Here is a 24,890-nt window from a genome sequence, read left to right on the forward strand (position 1 = left end):
ATTTATCACGGGGCGGGCTACTCATCAAATTGAGCAAGCTTGGTTTTTAGATCGCCCAGGAGTTTTTTGACTTCCTGCAGCTGTTCTTGGTCAGGGGCGACCTTTTCGGCCATGGTTTCAGTTAAGACATCCCACGTATCCAGAGCTTGTTTAAGATCTGAATTGAGGTTGCCAAAGAGGCCTCTTTTGCCTGTCTCTTTAGCAGTGGAAGCAGTCGTTGCTTCCTTCTCAGTTGTGTTCGCACGCGTCGTACGTGCTGTCTCGATGTCGTTAGCCATGAACCAATTCTGTAATTTTTAAATTATCGGACGTGCATCATGCACGAAGGCGATAGTGTTATCGTAGGAACTCCATTTGACAAGCATTTTCACTCTTAATAAATTGGCGTTTTCCAACTATTAAGTGCATTGCCTAGGAGAGCGACATCATGTCTCAAGAGATTATCTACACAATGAAAGGTGTAAGTAAAGTATATCCTCCAAATCGTTTCGTTTTGAAGGACATTTACCTTTCTTACTTCTACGGAGCAAAAATCGGTGTTCTAGGTCTGAATGGTTCTGGTAAATCCACTTTGCTTAGAATTATGGCAGGTGTGGATAAGGACTTCATCGGTGAAGCCTTCCCATCCAAAACAATGAAAGTTGGCTACTTCGAGCAAGAGCCACACTTGGATGACAATTTGACTGTGAAAGAAAACATCTTTGCAGGCATGGGCGAGTTGCCAAAAGTAATGGCAGAGTACAACGCTATCAATGACAAGTTCGCAGATCCTGATTTGGATCCGGATGAGATGAATAAACTTATCGACAAACAAGGTGCCCTTCAGGAAAAATTGGACGCTTTGGGGGCTTGGGATGTCGATCAAAAGATCGAAATCGTCATGGATGCTCTTCGTTGTCCAGATGGCGACATGGGTGTGACAAAGCTTTCTGGTGGTGAGAAACGCCGTGTGGCTTTGGCTCGTTTGATCATGTCTGAACCGGATATCCTGCTTCTGGATGAGCCAACGAATCACTTGGATGCTGAATCCGTTGCGTGGCTTGAGCAATATCTTTCAAAATTCCCAGGCACAGTTATCGCCGTAACGCATGACCGTTATTTCCTTGATAACGTTGCTGGTTGGATTCTGGAATTGGATCGTGGTGAGGGGATTCCTTGGAAAGGGAACTACACTTCTTGGCTTGAACAAAAAGACAAGCGCACTGCGAATGAACAAAAGGATCAGGCTCGCAAGGCTAAAACTCTTGAAAGAGAGTTGGACTGGATTCGTCAAGGGGCTAAGGCTCGTCAGGCTAAATCCAAAGCGCGTATTTCCAACTACGAAAACCTGTTGAAAGAGGCGTCTCCAGAGAAAATCCAAGAGATGTCCATCTATATCCCACCAGGGCCTCGTTTGGGTGATATCGTGGTTGAAGCCAAAGGCATCACGAAGGCATACGATCACAAAGTTTTGTTGGATGACGTAAGCTTCACGATCCCTAAGGGTGCGATCGTGGGTGTTATCGGACCGAACGGTGTCGGTAAATCCACTTTATTCCGTATGATCACGGGCAAAGAAGCCCCGGATTCTGGATCATTCAAAGTGGGTGAGACGGTTAAGATTTCCTACGTGGATCAAACTCGTGAAACTTTGAACCCCGATAAATCCATCTTTGAAGAGCTTTCTGGTGGCGCTGATGTGATCCAATTGGGAACACGTGAAATTCCATCTCGTCAGTATGTTTCCTGGTTCAACTTCTCCGGCTCTGACCAACAAAAGAAAGTGGGTCAATTGTCGGGTGGTGAGCGCAACCGCGTAAACATGGCCAAAATTCTGAAAGAGGGCGGAAACCTTTTGCTTCTGGATGAGCCGACGAATGATTTGGACGTGAACACCATGCGTGCCCTTGAGGAAGCTCTTCTGGAGTTCGGTGGATCTGTGGTGGTGATTTCGCATGATCGCTGGTTCTTGGATCGCGTTTGTACCCACATTATGGCGTTTGAAGGGGATTCAAAAATTGAATTCTATCCTGGAAACTTCACAGAATACGAAGAAGACCGCAAAAAACGCCTGGGCGAAAACGCAGGTCCAAAACGTATCAGATTTAAAATGGTTTAGCGCCGATAACTATTCGGCCAAAGGCAACTTCAGGGTGACGAGTGTCCCCTGAAGTCGTGAATCGGTGGCGGACTCATTGGAAACCACAGTGATGGATCCGCCCAACATCTGAATATACTCTTTCACCAGAGGCATTCCATAACCAGTCCCTTTTTCCCCTTGAGTTCCTTCGCGGTTGGTCTGACTGCCAATATCAAATAGATTTTTTTGAATGGCTTCAGGGATTCCCACGCCATAATCCTGTATCTCGACTACAACATTTGTTCCGCTGGTGAAAGCTCGGATGTCAATGCGATCGCCCGGGTGAGAGAACTTCACCGCGTTGCTGATGATATTTAGCAATACCACGTTTCCTAGAATGGTTTTTTCAGCATTCACCAACATCTTTTCGCGGCCGATTTCCAAAGACAGTTTGATGCCTTTGGGGCCCGCCAAAGATTCCGCGCTTTCATAAATATCACTAAGGACTTTGGCCAGAGACATCGGTTTAAGTGGGAGGCGTGCCTTGCCGTCCTTTACCGACTTCAAATGTCGGACCTGAGTCAGGAGGTTATTGATTTCCTGAACCGCGCGCTCCATCTTTTCCAGCTCCGTGGTGCTGGTGGTCTGCTCTTCCTTGGCGCGAATCAATTGCAGGGTCATGGAGGACAGGGTGTTGGCGATGTCATGTAAAAGGACTCGCAGCAGGTTTTCGACGTCGTTGTTTTTATCTCGCAGGGTTTGGGCGTAGGCCGCCTCATTGCGCAGATAAACGTGGGTGGTCAAGCTGGTGTAGCCCAGGAAACCAATCAGGTTGAAGATCAATTCCTGCTTAAACACCTCAGGGGTGGGTATCAGATTTGGCTCCACTCCCATTTGGTTGTTCATGATAAAAACAACCAGTGTCGCAAATATGATGAAGTAACCCGTGATAGCGCCGCGTGTGCCAAAGAGAATGGCCGTGGCCAGGGGGATGGTTGCCAGCCAATATACGCCGGGCGCAAAAAGCCCTCCGGTCACATAGATCAGCAGGATCATCATAAAAATCAATGTTATCAAAAGGCTTACGGCCGCTGTGCGATACAGTTTGAAGCGATACCATAGCAATGGCGGCCCCACAATGATCGCGATCGACAGTGGAGTCATGATGTTGGTGTACTCTGGGGATTTAAAGGCTCCAGCGAATCTGAAGGTATAGAACACCGACATGAATGCCCCAAAGGCATACATGATCTGCATATAGAGAAGTCGCTTGCGGTGGTCTTCGACCGAAAAGTTCTGGTTCATTTATGATAAACAATTCGGATTTATATAAGGATTCTAAAGCCTAGAACAAGCCTCGTAAGATTTCGTAATGTTCCTTAAGGTTCAGGAACTGCTCAGTGTTTCCACCTTGGTCGGGGTGAAGAATCAAAGCGGCCTGACGGTAGGCTTTTCTTAATTCAGTTTCAGTGAAACCTTCAGAAAGACCGTGGATCCAGCACTTGAAGAACTCATAGGATTGAAGTTGAGCGGGCGAAAATGCATGGGGTTTGCGTTGTGGACGAACCGCCGGGCGAGGATATTGTCCACGGGGAGCTTGGGATTCTACTTTGTTAATTTGGCCCAAAAGGTAAGCCAGGTGAAGAGGATCAGAGTCCATGACAGAAGAGTAATTTCCCTGAGAAGTCGTCTCTTGACCCATCTTTTCTCTAAGGATTTGTTTGAAACTCGTCTGAAAACTCATGCCTTTCTATTCGGAAAACGGGGTTTTTCGAGGAGTCCAGAGGTGGCAAGTGAACCAAAATTAGACCTTTTTCCCTCGGAAAATCCTGTTTCTCGAGGGGAAAAAGGTTGGTTTCTCGGGGTTTTCCCCCTGTTTTCAGAGGTGGAAATGGCTGTTTCAGAGGGAAAAATGCGGTTTTGAGAGGGGGTGCGAAAAAAAATGAGGGGCGTGCATTTTTTTTTGGACAAACGACTGGACTTAGATACACACTTAACTCATTCGAGAGAAACAAGACAATAATCCTAACGGAGGAATTAACAATGGCAAAAGCTACTAAAAAAGCTACTAAGAAAGCTGCTCCTAAAAAAGCTGCAGCAAAAAAAACTACTGCTAAAAAAGCAGCTCCTAAAGCAAAAGCTACTACTAAAAAAGCAGCTCCTAAAGCTAAAGCAGCAAAAGCTCCTAAAGCAGCTAAACCAAAAACTGCTCGTAAGCCAAACGCAGCTTTCATGAAAGCTTTGACTCCATCTGCAGCTCTAGCAGCAGTAGTTGGTGCTTCACCACTTCCACGCACTGAAGTTGTTAAAAAACTTTGGGCTTACATCAAGAAGAACAATCTTCAAGATTCTAAAAACAAACGTAACATCAACGCTGACGCTAAACTTAAAGAAGTTTTCGGCGGTAAAACTCAAGTTAGCATGTTCGACATGACTAAACTTGTTTCTAAACACCTTAAGTAGTCTCTGACTAACTAAGATGGAAAAAGGCTCGGCTATGCCGGGCCTTTTTTTTTGCCTTCGAGTCGGGGTGATTGAAAAGACCCCATCGCTGCGTTGGAGCGGGCCGTCCTCGCTCCGACGTACATGAAGTACGCCTGCGCTGCGGGCGGCCCACTCCGCCTTGCTCCTGGGGCCTTTTGAATCACCCCTCGTTGAACTTGTTCGCGCTCTTCGGTCGTTTTTTTCTGGCTGGCCGTCGCCTTTGGCGACTTGGCGCCGCTTTTTTTACTGGCTGGCCCTCGCCTTTGGCGAGTTGGCGCCGCTTTTTGGGGCCGCCCTTTGGGCGTGACTGGGGGGAGGGGGAGGCTTATGTGGTTTCTGGGTAATCCTTGGCTTGGCTCGGGGGTGGGGGTGTGTTATACCTTTTGCCTATGGGAATTAAGCCTCTTTCTCTTGAAGAGATCAAAAAAATGACGGTGGCCTGCAGGATTGCGGCTGATACTCTTACTTATCTTGAAAAGTATGTGAAAATTGGGATTTCTACTCAGGAGATTGATGAGCTTGCCTTTGATTTCATGCAGACACGTGGGGCGAAGTCGGCTTGCTTGGGGTATCATGGGTACCCTAAGTACACGTGCACTTCTGTGAACGAAGTGGTTTGTCATGGATTGCCGGATCCTTCGGTTATTTTGAAGGATGGTGACATTATCAATGTCGATGTGACGGCTTGGATTGATGGGTTCTTTGGCGATACGTCCCGCATGTATATGATCGGGAATGTTTCTGATGAAGCTCGTGATCTGGTGGAAACGGCGCAAATGGCTCGTGACAAGGGGATTGAGGCGATCACTCCTCGCGGTTACACGGGGGATATCGGTTTTGAAACTTACAAATATGTGACTCGCAAGGGTTATACGGTTGTTAAGGAAATCGGTGGTCACGGTGTGGGTCGTACTTTCCACGATGAACCTTTTGTTCCGGCATTCGGGAAAAAAGGCAAGGGTGAGCGTTTAGTACCATTCCATTGTATCACTGTTGAACCGATGGTGAACCAAGGGGTTGAGGATGTGGTTGAGTTCAACATCCCGGGCTCTTCGATCAAGTACTACAATACTGCTGATGGAAAACTATCGGCACAGTATGAGCACACAGTTCTTGTGACTGACACGGGTTACGAGATTCTGACGTTGCCTTAATATTTTAATTTTTATTTTTTAGTTTAACAAAGGACGTTTTAAAAAATGGCTACTACAACTACGAACGGAAAAGCGATGAAAAAAAACAACGCGAAAGCTGCAATGGCAGTGACTTCTAATAAGACAGCTACTTCTAAAAACAACCGTGACTTCATGGTTTGCAAAGAGGCTATGGAAAACCCAGAGGTTTTCGCCAAGCTTGCTAAATGGGGTCGTGAAGAGATCTCTATTGCTGAAACTGAAATGCCAGGTTTGATGGCTCTTCGTAAAGAGTTCGGCAAACAAAAACCATTCAAAGGTGCAAAAATCGCTGGTTGCTTGCACATGACAATCCAAACTGCAGTGTTGATTGAAACACTTGTAGAGCTTGGTGCTGAGATCCGTTGGTCTTCTTGCAACATTTTCTCGACTCAAGACCACGCAGCTGTTGCTATCGCTGCTGCTGGTATCCCGGTATTTGCTTGGAAAGGTTTGACTGAGACTGAGTTCAACTGGTGTATCGAACAAACTATCACTGGCTGGGGTAAAGATGGTTACAACTTGATCCTGGACGACGGTGGTGATTTGACGAACATGATGCATGAGCCACGCTTCGCAAAAGAATTGAAGAAAATCATCGGTATCTCTGAAGAGACTACAACTGGTGTTCACAATCTTGAAGTGATGTTGAAAGCTGGCAAATTGAAAGTTCCAGCAATCAATATCAATGACTCTGTAACTAAATCCAAATTCGACAACTTGTACGGTTGCCGCGAATCCCTTGCTGACGGTATCAAACGTGCTACTGACGTGATGATCGCTGGTAAAATCTGCGTTGTTGCAGGTTACGGTGACGTAGGTAAAGGTTCTGCGCATTCTCTTCGTGGTTTGGGCGCTCGCGTACTTGTGACTGAAATCGATCCTATCTGCGCACTGCAAGCTGCGATGGAAGGTTTCGAAGTTGTGACTATGGAAGAAGCGGCTCCAATGGGCGATATCTTCGTAACTGCAACTGGTTGCTGCGATATCATCACTGAAAAACACTTCACTAAAATGAAAAACAACGCGATCGTTTGTAACATTGGTCACTTCGATATCGAAATCGATATGGCTTGGATCAACAAAAATTCAAAAGTCCGCGAAGTTAAACCACAAGTGGACATCCACACTTTGAAAAACGGCAACCAAATCATCATCCTTGCAAAAGGTCGTTTGGTGAACTTGGGCTGTGCAACAGGTCACCCAAGCTTCGTAATGTCGAATTCATTCACGAACCAAGTTTTGGCTCAAATGGAACTTTACATGAACCGCGACAAATACCAAGAGATCGCAGTTTACCGTTTGCCGAAGCACTTGGACGAAAAAGTGGCGGCTCTTCACCTTGGTAAACTAGGTGTGAAGTTGACAAAACTTTCTCAAAAACAAGCGAAGTACTTGCACATGAACCCAGCAGGTCCTTTCAAACCAGACCACTACCGTTACTAGAGGTAACAATAAAAACCCCGCTGATGAGGCGGGGTTTTTTTATGGGTTCTTATTCAGAGCTTCACGAATCGTAGGGTAGGCGCTGAGATCACCGGTCAGGCGTTTTTTCAAAGCCGCTTCCAGTTTCGGCATCTCCTTCGCAAATTCTTTTCTCATGGCTACGTACACGGGCGTATCCATAAACGGTTCCGGAAGCAGAGTGATTTTTTTCTTGGTTTCAGGATTGGCGTTCACCACCGACAGGCCCACTTCGCGAATGGAAATACAGTATTTCACTTTCTTCTCAAGCAAAAGCTGAATGCAGTGAAAGGGATTGGTCGCCTGGATAAAATTCAGCTTCCGCTGTTTCGCCATCTGCAAAATTCGCAAGTTATTCAGTGAGATAGTCCCTTTGTATTTTTTAAGATTTTTTATATCCAGGGATTCGGAGCGCAAATGAAATACGGAAGCATAGGTCTTTGCCACGGGGAATGAGGTAATAACAACCTTTTCGATTCCGCGGGTATCACTCAAATCATCATAGGCCACAGCATCCACGCGCCCTGACAGCAGGATTTCGCGCGAGCTTTGCGCCGTTCTTAGGGTTGTTTCGACTTTGTAGCCAATATCGTTGAATGAGCCAATGACCAGATTGTGATACTCAACCAGCGCCTGATTGCGATTATATTTAAAAGGGACGCCCAAATTAATTACATTTTGGGAGGTCTCTCCGGCTGCGGCGGTCACCGCTGTCCATAGAATAATAAAGGCATAGATCCAGTATGCGATGGTGAAGTCCTCTTGAGCGAAATGATTCGTGTGAGGACTGTAGTTACAAAATTGATTGATTCTGACAAGTCTTATCAACTTCTTAACAGATTCGTCATCTACGCAAAGAGGAGCGGGCAGCTCGGCTCAATGAGACTGCCCACTTTGTTGGAAGGGTGGTTAGAGAGTGACAGGGAAGGATAAGCTTACGATATAGCTTTTGTTTCTGCCTTCGATGCCATCGAGGTTCCCAGACAGGGGACCGGCATTTTCAATTGTTGTCGAATCATAAGTTGCGTCTTGGTACTCCAGATTGATGCTGACACTTTTTACATAGATACCAGCTCCAATGCGGTAGCCTTTCAGATCATTGAACTTAACATCCACGCCGCCAATTTCTTCGGGATTCAGACCACCGGTCAGAATGTAGGTACCCCAAACCCGGATGCCATAGAGGGGAGTCTGTACACCCAGGGTCACGCCGGCGTCGTATGAGTCAGAAGAACCATCGCCGTTCAGGGCAGAGGAATCATAGGTGGGTTTGGCGAAGCGGCCATCCGCCCCCAGGAAGAGGGATTCCCAGACATGAACTCCAAAACGCAAACCCAATCCGAAACCTTTTAAGTCTTCTTTGGAATCGTTCAAGGGAGCGGGGTACGAAACATTCACGTCGCCGGTTTGATAGGTCAACATCGGCTCGATAAACATGCCTCCAGGTTTTAAGTCACTGCTGGAGTCGGTACTGTCTTGTGCAAATACGGAAGGGGAGCACAGAACAGCGACCGCTACGATGATGAGTTTGTTTTTGAATATCATGATGTCCTCCTGATGAAGCGGTGATTAGAACTGAAAACTAGTTGGCCATGTCTTTAACTTCTTCAGTGGCTTCAGAAGCGCGGTTTTTGATCTTTTTACCTGCGCATTCCATTTTGCCATTGACCATTTCGCAGGCTGTTTCTTCCACGCGATTGGCACTTTTTTTAACGACCTTCTTCGTGTCCTGAGTGACCTCTTTCGTGGTTTCTTTGATGTCATCTGCAAAGCTGTATGTGGCAGCGCCTGTCAAAAATCCTGCAAATAAAAGCGATGTAACTAGTCTCATGGTTTTTCTCCTTTTGTGTTTCATGCGAAATTGGAAATGCAACCGCGGTGCCATCTGGAGCGTGGCTATATTCGAGTACAACCATGTGGGGAGCTTTCAATGAGGCGAAATGCCACACCTTGAGGAGAAAAGGGATGGGTAATCGTATCTTGATGAATTCTGGGACTTGCGAATAGAATGCAGTCTTTGATAAAGGCTTTTTGTATGGAAGATGAATTCAAGGTTTCTGCCGACGCCCAAGTTAAATATTTGCTCCGCCGTATTGGTGAGTTGTCTGATATTGAAACCAGCGACGCGGTGAATTTTGATCTTGCTAAAAAAACGGGCCACCAGATTAAGGGGAATGCGGATTCTTTTGAATTTCCAAACCTTACGGAAATGGCGCGAATTCTGGAGGCTAAGGCGGATCAAAGTGACGAAGCGGCGGTCCGGGAAGTGGTGCGAAATCTTTTAAAATCCATGCGTGCTCACTTGAAGGAGCTCGCTCCCTAAAGAGAGACCGCCCCTCCCATAGTTTTCGGCGGAAAACATTGAAAGGGGCGGCGGAGAACCCGTGACCGCTGAAGGATCCAGTCACGGAAATTTTAATTAATGACTTCTTTTACGTTCTGCCTGGTCGCGGTTTTCGCGCAAGCTGTCTTTTGTCGATTCAGCGTATTTATCCATCAATGAAGACACCTTTTTGGAAGCATCCTCTTTGGCAAGTCCATAGCGCTGTTGCACGATGCCTGCGATAGCTTGGGCATCACCTTTGGTTTTTTCAAACTCATCATCAGTGATGTTGCCCCAGGTTTTGCGAAGTTCGCCTTTGATTTCATTCCATTTTCCCTGAAGTACGTCTTTATTCATAAATACCTCCTATTCGTATTTTACCAGAACCACGGCTTTCGAAGCCTTGTTTCCCATCAATGCCTGACGTGGACCAATGTCGTTAGGTGCCGCGCCAATGCTTTCGAATGTGTTTTTTGTTTTATTGTCGTTGGAGTTCACCAGCTCCGAAAAGAAGTTCGGACGCTTGGCCATGTTGTGAACGTCGATGTCGGCTTCAGACTGCATGTCTTTTTTAAAGAAGTCTTTCACCGCTGACAGGCGATCGTCTGCCAGTTTCTTGTCGTTGCTTGGAACTTTCTGACCTTCAGCCGGATACTCGCGATCGGCCCAGGCAAGAACTTGAATTTCCTTGATTTCGCCGTGGGCATTCGCGGCTCCCGCAAGCTGTCGAAGCTTTACTTTCTCTGCTTCACTCACGGTGTTTTTTCCTTCCGGAAAATCAATCACGGTATAATAAGCTGCGCCCATTTGCGCCGCTGCCTGCGATGTTTTGGATGGAGTCTCATGAGAGGCCTCTTTCGTTTCCGTCGAGGCACAACCCATTGCAAGTGCCGTTGTTGCAGCCAATGCTGTGGTGATAAGTGTTTTTCTTTGCAACATAATGTTTCTCCTTCTGTTCTGTCCCAGAATCTTTAACGCTCTGGACAACAAAGCATGGTGCACTTCTGATGCCGCAGGACCTGCACACTCAAATCAAATCTATTAAGGAAAGAATCTTAAAAAGATTACGATTGGGGCATAAAGGGACTTTTGGGTTGTAGCTAAATTCCACACTCGCTTTAATGTTCACACATTTGATGGAGGTACAGGAAGATTATGAATTCTCCAAAACATATACTTTTGATTGAAGACGACTTGGATTTGGCAGAGCTGGCCGTTGCCTATTTCAGACAAAAAGACATTCAAGTGCATCACTGCGCAGACCCTTTAGAGGCTTTGCAAAATCTGAAAACGCGAAAGCTTGCTCCTGATGCCATTATCACGGATTTGAATCTTCCGCAGATGTCGGGCCTGGATTTCATCCGGCAGATGCGCACCGAGGGTATGATGGTGCCGATCATCCTGGTTACGGTTTCCAACGATGTGGATACAGCGGTGACGGCGATTGAGGCCGGTGCATATGACTTTGTGGTAAAACCCATTCACTTTCCGCAGCTGCTGATTTCAGCGCAGCGGGCATTTAAGTATAACTATTTAAATCGCGAAAACAAAAATCTGCGCGATGCCATTGATCAAAGTAAAGGTTTAAGTCCCCACGGTATCATCGGAAAAAGTGAAAGCATTCGTCTGATCATGGAACTCGCCAAGCGAGTCGCGAAAAGTTCCGCAACTGTTTCGATCACGGGGGAGTCCGGTGCCGGAAAAGAGGTTTTTGCCAAAGCCATCCACAATTGGTCCACCCGAAGTGATAAGCCGTTTGTAGCGATTAATTGTTCAGCCATTCCAGAAAATTTGCTGGAATCAGAACTCTTTGGTCATGCGAAAGGTTCCTTCACCGGGGCTCATGATAAAAAGATCGGCTTGTTTGAAGAAGCCAACGGCGGCACTTTGTTTTTGGATGAAATCGGTGACTTGAACCTGGCACTTCAAGCAAAGCTTTTACGAGTTCTGCAGGAAAAAGAGATCAAACGAGTTGGGGAGAATCAGTCTCGTTCGATTGACGTGCGTATCATCGCTGCCACTCACAAGGATCTGCGCACCGAAGTTCATGAAAAACGTTTCCGTGAGGATTTGTTTTTCCGTCTGAATGTTATCCCGATTTTGATTCCGCCTCTAAGGGACCGCCGCGAAGATATTCTGCCGTTGGCGGAGTTCTTCCTGAAGAAGTTTTCGGAATTGAATGGCTCCAAGGTCACGGGGTTCAGTAAGGCTGCCAAGGAGTTTCTGTTAACCCAAAATTGGCGGGGGAATGTTCGAGAGCTTGAAAACACAGTCGAGCGCGCCGTGGTGTTAAGTACTGATGCAGAGATTGATGTTTCGTCCTTCCTGATGTTTGATGAGCCGGCATTGTTGTCGGAGGACGGGGATTTGGCTTCGGGTAATCAGAACGCCTTTGTTTTCAGATACGGGAACCAGGTGGCTCCGCTGAATGAAGTGGAAAAACAATATATTCAGTTTGTGTTTGAAAAGTGTGACCGGGTCAAAGATTTGACAGCAAGAACTCTGGGGATTGATCGCAAAACTTTATACCGCAAGTTGCAGGATGAGGGCTTGTCCCTACAACACTAATTTCATCTCGATATTACAGCGGGCATAGTCGGGGTGAGGACCCAGTTGGGTGGTCACGAAGCCGTGTTTTTTATAAAGTGTGATAGCCGGAGTCAGCACCGTGTTTGAAAGCAGGGTGATTTCTTCGGCTTTCATTTTTCTGGCCCATGCGATGGCCGTTTCAATCAGCATGTCGCCCAATCCCTGTCCCCGGTAATGCGTGGACACCGCCATTTTTGCCAGCTCATAGGATTTTTCCCCATGCGGAACCATCGCACAGGTGGCGATCGCTTTGCCCTGATCCAAAATGAAAAAAATCTCGCCGCCGATATTCAAGATACTTTCCTGCGCTTGATTCAATTGAAGCAGGTCCATCTTTTCGACGACAAAATGTTTCTGAATCCATTCGGTGTTCAGTTCAACAAAGGCTGAGTGGTGTTCCGGAGCATAGGTAGTGATGGTAAACTTCGACATGTTTTCCTCGCTGTTGACTCAAGGATACTATCACAGTACCAATTATTTCGTTAAATAGGTTTTTTCTTGAACTAGTATCAAATTTGATACTAGGGGTGGATATTAGACGTAAGCTAAGGGTGATTGCAGATGAATGTAAAAAAGAAGAAATTCAATTGTCCCGCCGAATTGACGGCCTCACTCATCCAGGGAAAGTGGAAGGCGATCATTCTTTATAACTTGCGCAAGACTCCCAAAAGATTTGGCGAACTTCGCAGACTGACTCCGGGAATCACTCAAGCAACCTTGACCCGGCAACTAAAGGAATTGGAAAACTCCGGCATTGTCAGACGCTCGGAACTGGGGCGGGATAAATTGTCTGGGGTCGAGTACGAACTAACAGCGGCAGGCCAAGAGTTGAAGCCCGTGTTGTATGCGATGATCCGTTGGGGCCTGGCAAATCAAAAAGACTATGTCGCCGGCCCCTTTGTGATGGTGGGACGTTAATTACTTTTTAAAACTTAAGTTATCGCAGTAATGACGAAGCTCCTGGATGCTTTCGCGGATATCATCCAAAGCACGGTGGCTGTTGGTTTTTTGATAAATGTAGCGGAACTTGTTGTTGATGATCACTTTCCATGAGGACACGTCCACCTGGCGATAATGCAGACGTCCTGCTAAGTCCGGCATGTACTTATTAATGAACAGGCGATCCTGCATGATCGAGTTCCCGGCCATCACCGGGCGATCCTTTGGTTCTGGCCAGTGCTTTTTCACCAGATCCACCAGCATAGCTTCGGCTTGATCTTCAGGCATACCGTTTGGAACTTTGGCAGTCAGGCCCGATTTCTTATGGTGCTCGGTATTCCAGGCATCCATGCTGTCCAAGAATTTTTGTGGCTGTTTGATCACGGTTTCAAAGACATCCAGCTCTTTAAAGTTAAGATCAGTGACGATGGCAGCGACCTCGATAATACGTTCTTTTTCAACATCCAAGCCGGTCATTTCCATGTCCAGCCAAAATAGTTTTTCCATAAGAGCCTTCTTCCTGTAGTTCAAAATTATTTTGGCGCAGCCGTGCCAGTTTGCAAAGCTGTTTTGACGGTCTCGATCAGCTTTTTCTCGTTCCACGGTTTATCGATCAAGGCGAAAACTCCCAGATTCTGGGCTTCCTGAATGATATCTTTTTGGCCGTATCCGGTGTGCATGATGAAGGGCGTTTGAATGCCGTTTTCGCGCATCCATTTAAGAACTTCCAAACCCGATTTTTTCGGCATCTTTTCGTCGGACAAGATGGCGTCGTAGTGATGGTGCTTAAGTTTTTCAATGCCTTCAATCCCGTTGGCGGCGGTATCGATTTTCTCGGCCGAATCTTCCAGGATGGCAGTTAAAACTTCCCGAAGGTCTTCTTCGTCGTCGATGATCAGGAGTCTGCCGATGGGTGATGTCGAGTGCATGTTCATGGCCCCAGTATCGCAAATCAGCGAGGGGGAGTCATCGGTTGGGACGGGGAAAATGCCGGAAATTCCCTGTGTTAGTACAGAAAAACCCCGAGATTTCCTATGTTTGCACAATTCTTACGCAAACATCTTGGGTTTGCCTGAGCACGCTGCATTAGTTTTGGGGTGGTTCGGAAATATCATTAAAAATTTAAAAAATAATGTTGATCTGCGGGGACGCAATAGCTATAACAAGTCTTCCAAAACACCACTGGGGTGGTAGTTAAGTTGGTTATAACGTCCGCCTGTCACGCGGAAGGCCGCGGGTTCGAGTCCCGTCCACCCCGCCATTTTTTCCCTGAAAAACATGGCACAAAATCACCGAAGCTTAGTCTTCGGTTTTTTTATGCCTAAATCCCTCAGAGTTCTTTTTCTGGTGAGATAGCCACCTGTAAGAGACTGTTAAAGCAATGTGTATTTGAGGTGGAGAGATCAGAAATTTTCCGAAAGTAATTCTGGGGCATATGTGACCATTGAAGTACTTCTAGGAATTATTTGATGGACAGAAAAGAAGCATCTTCAGAGAATAAATTTGATTTCATCAGTGTGTTTGATGGAACTGGGTATCACTTAGGAGATTCGATGAAAAATGCACCTGAGAACTATTTTAAACCGAGAGCTAGATTGCTGCGAATGCTTGGAGAAGAGTTAATCAGCGATGAGGTGACTGCACTGATAGAACTCGTAAAAAATAGTTACGATGCAGATGCAACTAATGTTTCAATCCATATTGATCGAAACTCAAAGCCATCGTGTATAAAAATAGTAGATAATGGACATGGAATGAGATCAAGCGATCTTAAAGGTGCATGGCTGGAGTTAGGGAGCTCATCAAAAAGGAGTACAGTGGTGTCACCGAACAATCGCCCTTTTTTAGGAAAAAAGGGGATTGGTCGTTTTGCGGCAGATAAGTTGGCGAAGAATCTGACAATTCAGACTTCAACAATAGACGGAAAATTTTTAAATCAGGCCAAGATTAATTTTTCTCTTTTTGACGATGAAACAAAGTATTTAGAAGATATCGAAATTCCAATAGATCGTTTGCCAAAACCGAAAGATTATTCGCAGGGTACGCATATATTTTTAGAAGACTTAAGATCTGAGTTCGACGAAAAGTTGATAGCGGATGTAAAAATGGAGCTGGTTAAATTAATGGCTCCATTTAAATCAGAGCGACCTCAAAATTTTAAAATTCAATTTTATATCGATAATATAAGTCATGATTTGGAGATTTTGAATAAAGAACTACTGTCTAAGGCTCCAATAAAAGTTCGGGCACGAGTAGTTGAAAGCGAAGACGAACTCCATGTAGAAGTTAAGATCAATGGACAGGAAAGGGAGCCGATTAAGGTTCCCTGTGAAATTGGCCGCTATCCAGGACCATTCACCGTTGAAATGATTGTTTGGCCTCGTGATGTCCAAAACTTGGAACCTCTAATTTCGGCACTGAACACAAACCTAATGGGTGCGCGTAAACTATTGGATGCTTGGTGCGGTGTTTCCATTTATCGGGATGGTTTTCGAGTGTTGCCATACGGACAAAATGGAAATGATTGGCTGGAGTTAGATAAAAAGAGAATCAATACTCCTTCGGAAAGAATTAGTAATAATCAAATTTTAGGTGCTGTCTTTTTGACCGAGAAATTTAATTCAAGTCTACAGGATTTGACGAATCGCCAAGGTATGATTACTAATGGTGCATTCACATCTTTGAAGGACACCTTGGAAGTTATTGTTCAGGAAGTAAATAACTTCTTGATCGAACAAAAAGCAGAAGATCGAAAGAAAAAAGAAAAAAAGCCTAAAGCAAGTCTGTTATTTAAGAAAACTGCCCTTCAAGAAATGCAGAGTCATATTGATAATGCCACTGAAGATTTAGACCGAAATGAACTTTCACACTTAGCAAGAAAAGCAATGTTAGAATTGCAAGAGACGGAATCTGCCGTATTTGATGAATTATCTCGCTACAGACGTATTCTAAGTTTGGGTGTTATTGCAGCTCGAATGGCGCATGAAGTGCGCAATCAAATTGATCTTATTCGGAGGGCTGCTGATACCGTTGGTCAAGTTTTAAGGAAAGAAAAAATCAATAGTGTTACTATCAGAGAGAAAATTGACTCGATAGACACTGCGGGTGGCGTCATTAATCGAGAGGTGGGGCGCCTTCAGCCTTTTGTTCGATCTAGACGAAAAATTGAGAATGTCAATTTGAAGGTCTTGATTGAAGACATTGTGAAACAGCTGGAAGATAGGATTGAGGATTCGGCTGTTACTGTCGATCTCAAATTGGATTCACAAATGATAGTCAAATCAGACTATGGAGAAGTCTTTCAAGTATTCTACAACTTACTCGATAACAGTTTATTTTGGTTAAAAAACAGACAAGAAGCAAAAATTAAAGTCATTGGGCGCATCGAGGAAACTCAAGTAAAAATAAAAATTGCCGATAATGGTCCAGGAGTTGCTAATCAGAATACTGATTACATCTTTGAACCATTTTGGAGCACAAAACCAGATGGAAGTGGTTTGGGATTGCCAATAGCAGGTGAGATTCTCGCTGACTATGGTGGCGAGCTAGCTCTAGAAAGTGGAAACGGCGGAGCTGTATTCGTTGTGACTTTGCCTTTACTTGGTGGGTAACGTGAGAAAAATATTAGCGATTGATGATGACCCTATGCAAATTGAAAGTTTGCAAGATAATCTAAAACATTACGATCTAGAGGTTAGTGGTGTTCACACGGCGGAAGACGCGTTGGAACAATTGAAGCGGCTCCCTATTGAAGCGGTCGTACTTGATTTCCGACTTGGCGACGAGACTGATGGTCTTTCTATATTATCGAAAATTCGAAAGCAGGATAAGTTTGTACCTGTTGTTCTATTTTCCGGGGCGGCAGACAGCGATAACAATGCAGATTGTATTGTTGCAGGTGTGGATTTTATTTTGCCGAAAGGCGGCCGTCCAGGATCTCTACCCACTGCTATTAAACGGATGCTAGAAAATAACGATAACATCATAGTAGATCTTGAGCTTTGGAGCGAAGGAAACCCAGAAGCCAATAAGCCCATGATTTCAGACTCCTCTGGCAAGGTTTATTCAGCTCATGAGATGATCGCAGAAATGAAGAAATGTAGCACATTGGGGCGTGAGCTTTTGCATATGTATCGACTGGGTGTGAACCAAGTAATGGTTGCAATTAAAAACAAAAAATAGAAAAAGTCGATTCAAATGAATACTGTAGTCATCAGAAATTCGAGTAATGATCTATGGGATGTATTTGCGGCGGACTGCCTAAAGTACTTTCGGCCGTATTTGAAAGCCACTTTTGTAGACTACTTAAATTTCACCCAAGCTAACCGCGCCCAAAAGTTGAAAGCTGCTCTCGGCGGTGATATGGAGCTTGTCGTGGCTTTGTGTCACGGTGACGAACATGGGAACTTGTATTCGCCCGCAAGCCAATGCGCTTTTAATATTTCTGATGTTTCAGTGTTGGAAGGAAAGTTTTGTTACTTAGTAGCCTGCTATGCAGGCGCTCGCCTTGGTCCGAAGGCAATGGCAGTTGGCGCAGCGGGCTTTGTTGGTTTTGACCGTTCAATAATTACTGTTAGCTCCCCAAGTATTGATAGGTATAAAGAGGCAATTTGTGCCGGGCTTATTGAGAGAATAACTAATGGAACAAATGCTGCGGGTGTGGCAGATGTGTTGCGAACTGAGTTGCGCCGGCAGGCAGATATAGTTTCGCAGAGCTTGAATGTTCATGATCTAATGCTTTGTGGGGCGATGTTGGCGAGTGCTCGATATGTTGTTCACAGCTAATTTTTAGAATATTTTCTTCATTGATTTTTTTCTCGAATTTCACGGTTAAATTAGCGCTGCTATTCTGCAAAAAACTTGCGATCTTCCATCCCCAAAAATTGCCATTCTTAATAGTAGGTAGTTCGTCTAGCTCACTCAAATCTATTTCTTTGAACTCACTTTTCGAAGCGGGGGTTTGCATAATTTCAATATCCAAGTGTGATTAGATTCATATTGGTCGTCCTTCTAAGGTATAAAGATTGAAGGAATCAATCAATTTCTCCAATTGCTAGGCCAAAGGATTGCGTCTCAGAATCAATTTCTCCTGACAACTCGACAATACTTCCTAGCTCGCCATAAACTAATCTGAATATACACTACCAGGAGTCAACTTTGAGTGCATCATCAAGTGGCAACAGCTACAGAGTGCTAGATCTATTCGCGGGAGCTGGTGGATTTAGTTTGGGATTCGATTGGGCAGGCTTTTCAACATCAGTTGCAATCGACTTCAATCAGAATGCTATAGATACACTTGTCGGAAATTATTCTGATAAGAAAACCGTCGTGTTGAAAGAGGATTTGTCCAAGTTAACCCCCTTTCAGCTGGAGCATAAACTTTCAAAAGAAAACATCAGAATTAACTTCGACGTTATTATCGGGGGGCCTCCTTGCCAAGGTTGGAGTATGGCGGGGCGTGGGAAAATACGTTCGCTCACAAAAGATAGTGGCCCCCAAGGCCCCCTAGAGGATCCTCGCAACAAGCTCTATAAGCGATATCTTGCTTATGTTAGACATTTTCAGCCTAAAGTTGCTGTCATGGAAAATGTATCGGGTATGTTGTCTCATAGTGGAATCAATATAGCTGATTTGGTGGCTGAAACTTTTGAAGATGCCGGTTATCGGGTCACTTGGAAAAAGGTTAATGCTAGTGAATTTGGGGTTCCTCAATCCCGTGAGCGACTTTTCTTTGTAGGAATCCGAAAAGACTTAAATCTACAGTTTAGATTTCCAGAGACAATTCTTAAGAACGGTCAATTCAAATATCCTACAGCGACTGTTAAAGATGCAATTTCAGATCTTCCAGCAATTACTCATGGTTCGAAAGACTGGATAAAAAACTACATTAAGCAAACTGGTACCTCTGATTATGCGAAGCTTATGCGAAAGGATGCGGTTCCTGGTAAAATTTTTGATCACGTCTGTCGTGGTCACAACGAACAGGATCTTGCGGCATTCAAACATATGAAACAGGGGGACCTATACAAAGATTTGCCGGCGCATCTGAAAAGGTATCGCGATGATATTTTCCACGATAAATATAGAAAATTGCGTTGGAGTAAGCCTAGCGGATGTGTAACAGCGCATCTCAGTAAGGATTGCTACTCACATATTCATCCTAGTCAAACTCGAACTATTTCAGTTAGAGAAGCTGCTCGCCTTCAATCCTTTCCGGATTCTTTCTATTTTGCTGGATCCATGAGTAGTAAGTTTCAGCTGATCGGAAACGCGGTACCCCCACTTGTGGCGTTTAGAATCGCCACAGAGATAAAAAAACAAATTTTTTCTATTCAAAGAAAATCTAAAGCAACAAGTTTTCAAGAGGTCGAACTATAATGCAACCAAGAACGATAAAAACACCACCAGCAGCAAAACGACTAATCGAGAGTCTCAGGGATCTGGGTTATGAGTGCAAAACCGCTATTGCAGATCTTTTGGATAATAGCATCTCAGCGGGTGCAACGAAAATTCATGTAAGTATTGAAGGTACGGATAGTGATAGACCTTATATTGTAATTTCTGACAATGGTGAAGGAATGGATCGGGAATCGCTAATTGAAGCAATGAGATTTGGAGCTGAACAGAACTATAGTGATGAGGATCTGGGGAAATTTGGACTGGGTTTAAAGACGGCATCACTGAGTCAATGCAGAAATCTGACAGTTGCATCCAAGCCAAAACCAACTTCCGGAAAAAAATCGCGCAGAAATATCATGCGTTGGGATCTTGATCATATTTATAAGAAAAACGATTGGGATCTTCAGATAATTGAAGATCAAAACCTTACTCCCGAAGAAATTGAAATCATCGACAAGCATTTGCCAGAAAAATGTGGGACTGTCGTAATTTGGCAGGATATGAAGGAGGCACATCCGGGCCTTTACTACAAAGACGAGAACAAAAAACAAAAGAATCTGGGACAGCTTCTTGGGGATATCGAAGGTCACTTGGCGATGGTATTTCATAGGTTCATGCAAGGAAGTGTATCTCGCCGACCAAAACTTACAATTTACCTTCAAGGTAATCCGTTGGAACCATGGGATCCATTCTGCATTTCTGAAGACAATACGGAAAGTATTCATCCAGAAACAGGGGAAATTAACGACTCTACGGGGAAGGGAAAGATCACAATTACACCATACATTCTGCCCAAAGAGAAAAGCTTCAGTTCACAAGAAAAATGGAAAAAAGCGGCTGGTCCTCGGGGTTGGAACCTTCAACAAGGGTTCTATTTTTATCGAAACGGACGTCTGCTGCAGGCGGGTGGATGGTCGTACATGCGGAAACCTGACGAGCATACAAAATTGCTTAGAATTGCCATAGATTTTCCAGCAAATTTGGATAAAGCGTTTCAAGTTAATGTAACTAAAATGAAATCAAAAATTCCTGATCAAATCTGGAATGACTTAAAAGATTTTACTGCAGACTGGGCACAGCAGGCTAGGACAGTCTATGGAGAAAAGTCCAACAAAAGTCAAAAGCAAGCAAAAGAAAAGTTTATCCCAAAGCCTGATCAAAAGATGGGTCCACTTACGGTTTCGATTTCCAATACGGGAAGCTCAACTATTGCAGCAAGCTTAAGCGGTAAAGATGTTAAGATTATTGTACCGTTTAAACATCCGATTGCATCGGTAATCACTCAAAAAAGTGGCCGTCCAAATGAACAAAGAAATTTTCTTTTGGCACTATTGTCTCTTTTAGAAGCAGTGTATGAAGGCAAATTACCTCCAAAGAAAATACCTCTTGAAAGCATTAAAAAACAGATAATGAAATTGGTATAAACAATGGCAAATACGTATACAGAATTCAAAGCAGTGGTTGAGTTCCTGATTAAGGAACAACGTTTGTCCTTAGACGAAGCTATATTAAAATCGAAAGTTCCTGTTCAGTTTATCGAACGTTTGAAAGTTGGATTAGACTCAGATTTTGTTAAGATTAAAGCGCCTAGTCTTCTAATGGATCGCAATAAAAATAAACTTAACTTAATTTCGCCATCTGATTCAGATCATCAACCTTATTTGAATTCTTACTTGGCATTTCTTGAAAACGTAAGAGGTTGGGATGAAAACGTAATTGGAAATTTGAAGCAAGCTTCCTTTGATATCATAAAACGTATTCCTGCGCCTATTCTTAATGAGAAATTTCAGTGTCGGGGATTGGTTGTGGGACATGTTCAAAGCGGAAAAACGGCAAATATGGCGGCATTGATCGCCAGGGCCGTTGACAATGGATACCGATTGATTGTCGTCTTTGCAGGAACTTTCAATGATTTACGTGCGCAAACACAAGATCGTATGGATCAGGATCTTACGGGTTACTCCGAAAGTATCGAAGCAGAGCTTCGAGTACAGTATGATGAGGATACACCAAAATGGATCCGTTATACGAAATCGGGGCTGGAAGGCGATTTTCAGGAAGGAACAATTTCATTCGTAGACGGCCAGCAATCTCCAATGTTGGCTGTAATAAAGAAAAGACCAGGTACACTAGAGAATTTTAAAAAATGGATAACTCGAGAACAATCGAATGAATTATCTGACTTTCCGGTACTAATAATTGATGACGAAGCAGATCTGGCATCAATTGATACGAATTATACCCGCGAGGACAAAGAGGAACGCTCAAGAACAAACCAAAAAATCTATGAATTGATATCGTCTTTCTCAAAGTGTACGTACGTGGGTTTCACGGCAACACCGTTTGCCAATATATTGATTGATGCTGATGCGATTGATGACCTATACCCGAGGGACTTTATTGCAGTGCTGGATGAACCAGCTAATTATTTTGGAGCGCGGCAGCTTTTTGGCTTAGGAATGTCTCCGTCCTCTATATCAATTGAAGAAGCTGCGACTCCTGAGTTAAATTTGGTGCGTTTTCTCACCCCGGATGAATTGGATGCATTGGATACCATAGAGCATTCAGCGAAGGGCTCGGAAGTAATCAATCGAGCAATATTGACATTTGTACTTAGCTCCTGTGTCCGCTTGTATAGGGGGCATAATGATAAGCACTTTTCTATGTTGGTCCATCCTTCTCATGCAAAGGCCGTACACGAGGACTATAAAGCTGTTGTGACAGAAGAATTTGAGTTCATTAAGAAAGGTGTCGTTTATCCCAAGACTCTAAAATTGGTGACGGAAAAAGCGGAAGAAATATGGAATTCTGATTTCATGCACACCATGTCTCCGGAATCAGATAAGCCATCATTTGAAACTCTTTGGAAATTTGCAAAATCAGTTGTTAACGAAATTGAAATATTGAAGCTCAATTCCGATTCGGGAGACGAACTAGATTACAAGAGCGAAGTGCCACGACGTTACATCGTAATTGGTGGTAACCGTTTATCAAGAGGATTAACCCTTGAGGGCTTATCAGTGTCTCTGTTTCTACGAAATTCGAAGATGTATGATACACTCTTTCAGATGGGACGTTGGTTCGGTTATCGGCAAGGATATGCCGATTTGACGCGTATTTTTGTTTCAGAAGAAATGGCAGACGCTTTTGCTGATTTGGCTCGTGTTGAGTTAGAACTTCGAGAAGACTTAAAGCAATACAGCATTCAAGAGAACCCTCCCACTCCTTTGGAAATTAAGCCGAAAATCCGTGCGCATCCAACGTTGAGCGTAACATCTTCTTTAAAAATGGGGAGAGGACAGAGAATCAACATTAGTTTGCAGCGAAGTAGAGCAGAAACGGTTTCATTTCCTTTAGAAAAGCCGACGCAACTAAAAGATAATCAGACATTGGTAGCGAGTTGGTTAAGCACATTGGGGCCTCGAAATGTATCAAAGACCAATAAAGACGAATGTTTTTGGATTGATGTTCCGGCCAATAAGATAATCGAGTTAATTGATTCATACCATTTCGGAAAGAATGCAAAGAAAACTAATAGGGCTATTCTAAGGAATTATATCTCCCAACAATTGGTTCACAATGAACTAACGAAGTGGGATATTTGTTTGCCGAGCGGTAATTCAAGCTTAGGTTCGTATACTTGGGTGCCGGGTATATCTACAAACAAAGTTAATCGAGCTAAGCTAAATAGTTCTTCCAAAAAGAATACGTCAATAAGAGTTCTCTCCAGTCCACCTGATATTGCAAAATGGCGCGAAACCTTTGGTCGTTCAGCTGACGATTGTGAAATTGGCGGTTTGTTTCTTTATGCTATCGACAAATTTTCCTCAAGTAAGGGTGGCAGCAACAAGTTATTTGATGACCCTAAAAATGGTGTGGATGTGATCGGACTTGTGTTCGTCTTTCCTAGCTCAAAATCTGAAGCAACTATTGAATATGTGACTCAAGAGGACTTTGCATGAGAAACGTTGATAGGCTTAAAAATCTATTGATTGAGATATTAAGCAATAGCGACCTAGAGTCCCTTTCGGGTAAACTCTTATTCCAGAAGGGAGAGAAAAAAATTTTTCTCACCCATATTCCATCTTTCGGACCTGGTATTCTGATATCCCCATGTCCGAAATCAATTAAAGAGCTGAAGCATATAGCAATTTCAGGGTTGGAAATTAAGGCAATTCAAGCATCGGTAAATGGAGAAAGCGAACAGCTATATCTTGCCTTGTACTGCCGTGAGAATCTGGAAAGAATGACCAGTCCCTTTTTGCAATTCGTTGACGACTTGATTTCAAGCTTTGAAATGCTTGACCAAGATAGTTTTGCAATTCTGAAAGCAGTATTAAACAAATGGCGTTATTTTTGGGCACCGTTAAGTTGCGAAGTTACAAAAGAATGGGTTAAAGGCCTATGGGGGGAGTTGAACTTTATCCTAACTTTCATAGACCAGTTTGGTAGTAGTATTATTATAAAATGGACAGGACCTGAAGGATTAGATCACGATTTCCAAGGTAACGGAATTGGCTGTGAAATTAAATCTACTGAAACAGTTCCTCCGATCATGACGGTCAGTAATCTTAGACAGCTCGACAATCACTTTTTTGAAGAATTGTATGTTGTTGTATTTCTGTTAACACAAAGTATTGACGGCATGACCATTGACTATTTGGTGGGGAGAATCGAAGAAGTAATTAAGAATGATTTGGATTTGCTTGAAATTTTTCATAGAAAACTAGCGGCCGCAGGATATAGACCATATCACCTAGAGCAGTATCGAGAATTTTCCTATCAAGCTCTCCAATCTGCTTTGTGGTATCGAGTGGATGACAGTTTCCCGAAGGTAACATACCAATCATTTACCAAGCCTTTGGACAGCAGAATTAAAGAAGTTCGATACAAAATCGAACTGGCAAACCTTGAGAAGAGTTCGACTCAATCGGCCAATTCGGCATTGAGTAAATTATGCCGAATGAGCTAGTTTCAGCTTCTTTCGGACTTTATTTAATACTTTTATTTGGGAGCAAAGTTCATGCTCCCAAATTCTGATTACAACGTATCCCAACCTTTGCAGTTCGCGATCGACAATGCGGTCTCGTTTTACATTTGCGCTTATCTTGGCTTTCCAAAAAAGAGAATTTGATTTTGGTTGAATGAAGTGCCGACGGCAACCATCGACAAATATTGCGACGCCATGTTTTTTACTTATTAGGTCTGGCTTCCCTACAATAGCAGCGTGTTTTCGAAGCCTGAGGCCCAAAGGCTTTAGAATAGACGCCATTTGTGTTTCAGGCTTTGTTCCTTTTGCTCGAATTCGTGACATGCAGTAACTTCTTTGTTTTTTCGAAAGAATATCCATAAACTAACTATCCAATCCGATTTTCGTATTGTTGGCGCCTGCTCACTTGAATCAATTGATTAATTTCTAGGCATGGCAAGTGCAGCTTTCAGGTTTTCAGTGCCATCTAGT

The 24,890-nt window shown here is 44.0% G+C and carries 26 protein-coding genes and 1 tRNA gene; 15 read left to right on the top strand and 12 right to left on the bottom strand.

Annotated features, from left to right (window positions below):
• Nucleotides 1–17: 17 nt before the first annotated feature.
• Nucleotides 18–278 (bottom strand): hypothetical protein, encoded by a 261-nt coding sequence (locus ACLVWR_RS12275; RefSeq protein WP_413580942.1) that lies wholly within the window; start codon nucleotides 276–278, stop codon nucleotides 18–20.
• Between the two features lie 149 nt (nucleotides 279–427).
• Here ACLVWR_RS12275 and ettA point away from each other — a divergent pair, with 149 nt between their 5' ends.
• A complete protein-coding gene (gene ettA, locus ACLVWR_RS12280; protein WP_413580943.1) occupies nucleotides 428–2,098 on the top strand; it encodes an energy-dependent translational throttle protein EttA in 1,671 nt (556 codons plus the stop codon).
• A 9-nt stretch (nucleotides 2,099–2,107) separates the two neighbouring features.
• Here the strand turns inward: ettA and ACLVWR_RS12285 are convergent, their stop codons facing one another.
• Nucleotides 2,108–3,364, bottom strand: coding sequence for a sensor histidine kinase (locus ACLVWR_RS12285; RefSeq protein ID WP_413580944.1), 1,257 nt, complete (start codon nucleotides 3,362–3,364; stop codon nucleotides 2,108–2,110).
• 40 nt (nucleotides 3,365–3,404) lie between these two features.
• Complete coding sequence (locus ACLVWR_RS12290; protein ID WP_413580945.1) at nucleotides 3,405–3,803, bottom strand: DnaJ domain-containing protein; 399 nt, start codon at nucleotides 3,801–3,803, stop codon at nucleotides 3,405–3,407.
• A gap of 299 nt (nucleotides 3,804–4,102) precedes the next feature.
• Here ACLVWR_RS12290 and ACLVWR_RS12295 point away from each other — a divergent pair, with 299 nt between their 5' ends.
• From ACLVWR_RS12295 to ahcY, 3 genes are all read left to right on the top strand, one after another.
• Complete coding sequence (locus tag ACLVWR_RS12295) at nucleotides 4,103–4,522, top strand: SWIB/MDM2 domain-containing protein (RefSeq protein WP_088614146.1); 420 nt, start codon at nucleotides 4,103–4,105, stop codon at nucleotides 4,520–4,522.
• 392 nt (nucleotides 4,523–4,914) lie between these two features.
• Nucleotides 4,915–5,697, top strand: a complete 783-nt coding sequence (gene map / locus ACLVWR_RS12300) for a type I methionyl aminopeptidase (protein ID WP_413580946.1) — start codon at nucleotides 4,915–4,917, stop codon at nucleotides 5,695–5,697.
• A gap of 45 nt (nucleotides 5,698–5,742) precedes the next feature.
• Complete coding sequence (ahcY, locus tag ACLVWR_RS12305) at nucleotides 5,743–7,161, top strand: adenosylhomocysteinase (RefSeq protein WP_413580947.1); 1,419 nt, start codon at nucleotides 5,743–5,745, stop codon at nucleotides 7,159–7,161.
• 39 nt (nucleotides 7,162–7,200) lie between these two features.
• On the opposite strand, the gene ACLVWR_RS12310 is transcribed toward ahcY, so the two are convergent.
• The 3 genes from ACLVWR_RS12310 to ACLVWR_RS12320 all read right to left on the bottom strand — a co-directional run bounded on the left by ACLVWR_RS12310 (nucleotide 7,201) and on the right by ACLVWR_RS12320 (nucleotide 9,010).
• The gene (locus ACLVWR_RS12310) at nucleotides 7,201–8,007 is read right to left on the bottom strand and encodes a hypothetical protein (protein WP_413580948.1); all 807 of its coding nucleotides are present in this window, start codon (nucleotides 8,005–8,007) and stop codon (nucleotides 7,201–7,203) included.
• Nucleotides 8,008–8,088: 81 nt separating this feature from the next.
• The gene (locus tag ACLVWR_RS12315) at nucleotides 8,089–8,724 is read right to left on the bottom strand and encodes a hypothetical protein (protein WP_413580949.1); all 636 of its coding nucleotides are present in this window, start codon (nucleotides 8,722–8,724) and stop codon (nucleotides 8,089–8,091) included.
• Nucleotides 8,725–8,761: 37 nt separating this feature from the next.
• Complete coding sequence (locus tag ACLVWR_RS12320) at nucleotides 8,762–9,010, bottom strand: hypothetical protein (RefSeq protein WP_340596394.1); 249 nt, start codon at nucleotides 9,008–9,010, stop codon at nucleotides 8,762–8,764.
• 204 nt (nucleotides 9,011–9,214) lie between these two features.
• Here ACLVWR_RS12320 and ACLVWR_RS12325 point away from each other — a divergent pair, with 204 nt between their 5' ends.
• Complete coding sequence (locus ACLVWR_RS12325) at nucleotides 9,215–9,502, top strand: Hpt domain-containing protein (protein ID WP_413580950.1); 288 nt, start codon at nucleotides 9,215–9,217, stop codon at nucleotides 9,500–9,502.
• Between the two features lie 96 nt (nucleotides 9,503–9,598).
• Here the strand turns inward: ACLVWR_RS12325 and ACLVWR_RS12330 are convergent, their stop codons facing one another.
• Both ACLVWR_RS12330 and ACLVWR_RS12335 read right to left on the bottom strand, forming a co-directional pair.
• Nucleotides 9,599–9,859, bottom strand: coding sequence for a CsbD family protein (locus ACLVWR_RS12330; protein WP_340596396.1), 261 nt, complete (start codon nucleotides 9,857–9,859; stop codon nucleotides 9,599–9,601).
• A 9-nt stretch (nucleotides 9,860–9,868) separates the two neighbouring features.
• A complete protein-coding gene (locus ACLVWR_RS12335; RefSeq protein WP_413580951.1) occupies nucleotides 9,869–10,441 on the bottom strand; it encodes a hypothetical protein in 573 nt (190 codons plus the stop codon).
• Between the two features lie 216 nt (nucleotides 10,442–10,657).
• Here ACLVWR_RS12335 and ACLVWR_RS12340 point away from each other — a divergent pair, with 216 nt between their 5' ends.
• Entirely contained in the window at nucleotides 10,658–12,070 is a 1,413-nt protein-coding gene (locus tag ACLVWR_RS12340; protein ID WP_413580952.1) for a sigma-54-dependent transcriptional regulator, read from the top strand.
• Here ACLVWR_RS12340 and ACLVWR_RS12345 read toward each other — a convergent pair.
• Complete coding sequence (locus tag ACLVWR_RS12345) at nucleotides 12,059–12,523, bottom strand: GNAT family N-acetyltransferase (RefSeq protein ID WP_413580953.1); 465 nt, start codon at nucleotides 12,521–12,523, stop codon at nucleotides 12,059–12,061. The two genes, ACLVWR_RS12340 and ACLVWR_RS12345, sit on opposite strands and share 12 nt — an antisense overlap.
• A 129-nt stretch (nucleotides 12,524–12,652) precedes the next feature.
• Here ACLVWR_RS12345 and ACLVWR_RS12350 point away from each other — a divergent pair, with 129 nt between their 5' ends.
• On the top strand, nucleotides 12,653–13,009 hold the full coding sequence (locus ACLVWR_RS12350) for a winged helix-turn-helix transcriptional regulator (RefSeq protein WP_413580954.1): 357 nt from the start codon (nucleotides 12,653–12,655) through the stop codon (nucleotides 13,007–13,009).
• On the opposite strand, the gene orn is transcribed toward ACLVWR_RS12350, so the two are convergent.
• Nucleotides 13,010–13,537 carry an oligoribonuclease gene (gene orn, locus ACLVWR_RS12355; protein WP_340596401.1) on the bottom strand — a complete coding sequence of 176 codons (528 nt, stop codon included), beginning with the start codon at nucleotides 13,535–13,537 and terminating at the stop codon, nucleotides 13,010–13,012.
• Nucleotides 13,538–13,563: 26 nt separating this feature from the next.
• Nucleotides 13,564–13,959 (bottom strand): response regulator, encoded by a 396-nt coding sequence (locus ACLVWR_RS12360; protein WP_413580955.1) that lies wholly within the window; start codon nucleotides 13,957–13,959, stop codon nucleotides 13,564–13,566.
• Between the two features lie 255 nt (nucleotides 13,960–14,214).
• On the opposite strand from ACLVWR_RS12360, the gene ACLVWR_RS12365 reads away from it, so the two are divergent.
• From ACLVWR_RS12365 to ACLVWR_RS12400, 8 genes are all read left to right on the top strand, one after another.
• Nucleotides 14,215–14,291: transfer RNA gene (locus ACLVWR_RS12365), tRNA-Asp, on the top strand.
• A 208-nt stretch (nucleotides 14,292–14,499) separates the two neighbouring features.
• A complete protein-coding gene (locus ACLVWR_RS12370) occupies nucleotides 14,500–16,641 on the top strand; it encodes an ATP-binding protein (protein ID WP_413580956.1) in 2,142 nt (713 codons plus the stop codon).
• A 1-nt stretch (nucleotide 16,642) separates the two neighbouring features.
• Nucleotides 16,643–17,212 carry a response regulator gene (locus ACLVWR_RS12375; protein WP_413580957.1) on the top strand — a complete coding sequence of 190 codons (570 nt, stop codon included), beginning with the start codon at nucleotides 16,643–16,645 and terminating at the stop codon, nucleotides 17,210–17,212.
• Nucleotides 17,213–17,227: 15 nt separating this feature from the next.
• The gene (locus ACLVWR_RS12380) at nucleotides 17,228–17,815 is read left to right on the top strand and encodes a hypothetical protein (protein WP_413580958.1); all 588 of its coding nucleotides are present in this window, start codon (nucleotides 17,228–17,230) and stop codon (nucleotides 17,813–17,815) included.
• Nucleotides 17,816–18,187: 372 nt separating this feature from the next.
• Entirely contained in the window at nucleotides 18,188–19,408 is a 1,221-nt protein-coding gene (locus tag ACLVWR_RS12385; RefSeq protein ID WP_413580959.1) for a DNA cytosine methyltransferase, read from the top strand.
• Entirely contained in the window at nucleotides 19,408–20,853 is a 1,446-nt protein-coding gene (locus ACLVWR_RS12390) for an ATP-binding protein (protein ID WP_413580960.1), read from the top strand. The genes ACLVWR_RS12385 and ACLVWR_RS12390 overlap by 1 nt, the downstream gene beginning before the upstream one ends.
• A gap of 3 nt (nucleotides 20,854–20,856) precedes the next feature.
• Nucleotides 20,857–23,391, top strand: a complete 2,535-nt coding sequence (locus tag ACLVWR_RS12395) for a Z1 domain-containing protein (RefSeq protein ID WP_413580961.1) — start codon at nucleotides 20,857–20,859, stop codon at nucleotides 23,389–23,391.
• Nucleotides 23,388–24,401, top strand: coding sequence for a PD-(D/E)XK motif protein (locus tag ACLVWR_RS12400; RefSeq protein ID WP_413580962.1), 1,014 nt, complete (start codon nucleotides 23,388–23,390; stop codon nucleotides 24,399–24,401). Before ACLVWR_RS12395 ends, ACLVWR_RS12400 begins: the two co-directional genes overlap by 4 nt.
• Here the strand turns inward: ACLVWR_RS12400 and ACLVWR_RS12405 are convergent.
• Nucleotides 24,384–24,779 carry a very short patch repair endonuclease gene (locus tag ACLVWR_RS12405; protein WP_413580963.1) on the bottom strand — a complete coding sequence of 132 codons (396 nt, stop codon included), beginning with the start codon at nucleotides 24,777–24,779 and terminating at the stop codon, nucleotides 24,384–24,386. The two genes, ACLVWR_RS12400 and ACLVWR_RS12405, sit on opposite strands and share 18 nt — an antisense overlap.
• Between the last annotated feature and the right edge of the window lie 111 nt (nucleotides 24,780–24,890).

The organism is Bdellovibrio sp. HCB288 (assembly GCF_047305935.1).
In the GTDB taxonomy this organism is placed as follows: Bacteria; Bdellovibrionota; Bdellovibrionia; order Bdellovibrionales; family Bdellovibrionaceae; genus Bdellovibrio.